The sequence below is a fragment of the Mycobacterium sp. genome (assembly GCF_049585075.1).
Classification (GTDB): Bacteria; Actinomycetota; Actinomycetes; order Mycobacteriales; family Mycobacteriaceae; genus Mycobacterium.
In genome coordinates this window covers 1-1,929 of sequence record NZ_JBAUZA010000209.1, presented here as the reverse complement: position 1 = coordinate 1,929, position 1,929 = coordinate 1, and the positions used below count along the sequence as shown (strand labels likewise).

The 1,929-nt window shown below is 66.9% G+C and carries 2 protein-coding genes and 1 pseudogene; 2 read left to right on the top strand and 1 reads right to left on the bottom strand.

Translation table 11 applies throughout. The annotated features are described in order from the left end of the window. A partial coding sequence (locus tag WB785_RS10305; RefSeq protein ID WP_424078912.1) for an exonuclease domain-containing protein occupies positions 1 to 614 on the bottom strand: 614 nt, incomplete at its 3' end. A 148-nt stretch (positions 615 to 762) separates the two neighbouring features. Between WB785_RS10305 and WB785_RS10300 the strand changes: the two genes are divergently transcribed. Beyond that, positions 763 to 1,014 (top strand): hypothetical protein, encoded by a 252-nt coding sequence (locus tag WB785_RS10300; RefSeq protein ID WP_424078911.1) that lies wholly within the window; start codon positions 763 to 765, stop codon positions 1,012 to 1,014. A 266-nt stretch (positions 1,015 to 1,280) separates the two neighbouring features. After that, positions 1,281 to 1,929 (top strand): annotated as a pseudogene (locus WB785_RS10295) (peptidoglycan hydrolase RipC); the annotation flags it as partial.

Here is a 1,929-nt window from a genome sequence, read left to right as displayed (position 1 = left end):
CGCTCGATGAGCGCATGCAACACATCGACGGTGGCCCGCGCGTCGTCGAGCGCCCGGTGGGTGGGCTCGCTGGCGACGGCGAACAGCCGCGCCAGCGCCGCCAGTCGCACGCTGGGAGCTTCCTCGCGGGTCAGCACCCTGCGGGCCAGCTGGACGGTGCACAGCACCTGAGGCCGGCGCCATACGATGCCGCACTGTTCGGCCGCGGCGCGCAAAAACCCCACGTCGAACCTGGCGTTGTGGGCTACCAGCACCGCACCGCGGGCGAACTCGAAAAACATCGGCAACACGGCACCGATCGTCGGGGCATCGCACACCATCGCCGTGGTGATGCCGGTCAGGTGCACGATCTGCGGCGGGATGCTGCGCTGCGGGTCGACCAGGGTGGCAAACTCGCCCAGCACCACACCGCCGCGCACTTTGACCGCCCCGATCTCGGTGATTGCGTCGGCGGCGGTTCCCTCACCAGCAGTCATCCGCCCGCCGGTGGTCTCCAGGTCCACGACCACGAATGTGGTCTCGCGGAGCGCCATTTCGGCAGCCCCGTCGAGGTCGGGGAGGCTCAGCTGGTCGCCGGCGGGCGTGCCCATGGCCGTGACGTTAGGCAGACGCACCGACAGCTCGGGGATTGCGCACGGATGCCGGCCGCGCAGCGGTCCGAGGAGGAGCCGGGGGGTCAAGCGGAAAGGAGGCGGCGAGATCTGTCGGTGCCGGCGGTTAGCGTGGCGGCAAGGCCACCCAAAGACCGAGAGGACCCACGAGATGGCGCACAATACCGAGCCCGACCGGGCGGCGGAAGACCCGCCCGAGTCAGGGGAACCAGTGGTCATCGATTGTGATGACTGCGCAGTACGCGGTCCGGGATGTCGTGACTGCGTCGTCAGCGTGATACTCGGGGTACCGGAAACTTTGCTGGAGGACGAGCGTGCCGCCCTGGAGGTGCTCGCCGACGCGGGCATGGCCCCAAGGCTGCGGCTGGTTCCCATTCACCGTCAGCGACCCGGGGTAGCCTAACGGCGTTACGTTGAAATCTTGCTGTTTTCTTAATCATCCAGAGTTGGACAAGCTCGATGCCGTTTCGTAACCTATCTGAGACCTAGAGCAGACTCGGCCGCAGAGCCGACGGGTTTTAAGGATGCAAAGTCTTGGGGTTGGGGCATATCGGTAGGAACGCGTGTTTGCGCGCGGCTAAGCGCTTTGCTATCGCAGCGCTAGCTGGCTCCGCCGCCCTGACGGGAGTTGCCGCCAGCAATGTGCTGGCCGACCCAGCCAATGACTCCATGGCAAAACTTAGTGAGCTGTCCCGGCAAGCTGAGCAAACCACCGAGGCAATGCACAGCGCCCAGCTCGACCTCAACAACAAGCTGGCTGCGCAGCATGCCGCCGACAAGAAGCACACCGACGACCTGGCCGCCGCCGACGCCGCGAAGTCGCGGTTGGCAACATTTCAGGCTGGCATCGACAAGTTTGCGGCAGCCTCGTATATGGGTGGCCGAACCGACGGCCTGAATGCCATCATGACCGCCGAGTCGCCACAGCAGCTGATCGGCAAATTGGCCGTGCAGCGGGTGATGTCCACCGCAATGCGTGAGCAGATGGCCAACTACCGCACCAGCCGCGAGCAGGCCACCCAAGCCGAACAGGCATCCGCCAAATCTGCCGCCGACGCCAAGACCGCAGCCGAGCAGGCCGCTGCGGTGCGCGCCAAGCTGCAGTCCAAACAGAGCCAGCTGCAGCTGCAGATCGCCATCGTCAAGTCGCAGTACCTCACGCTGAGCCCCAACCAGCGCACCGAGCTGGCCGCGCCCGGGCCGGTCCCGCCGCCCGCGGCGATGGCCGTTGCTCCCGGTCCAGAAGCGTTACCGCCGGGCGGGCAGCCGGGCGGACCGGGACCCGGATTCGCCGCCGCACCCGGCAGCGGTCAGGGTG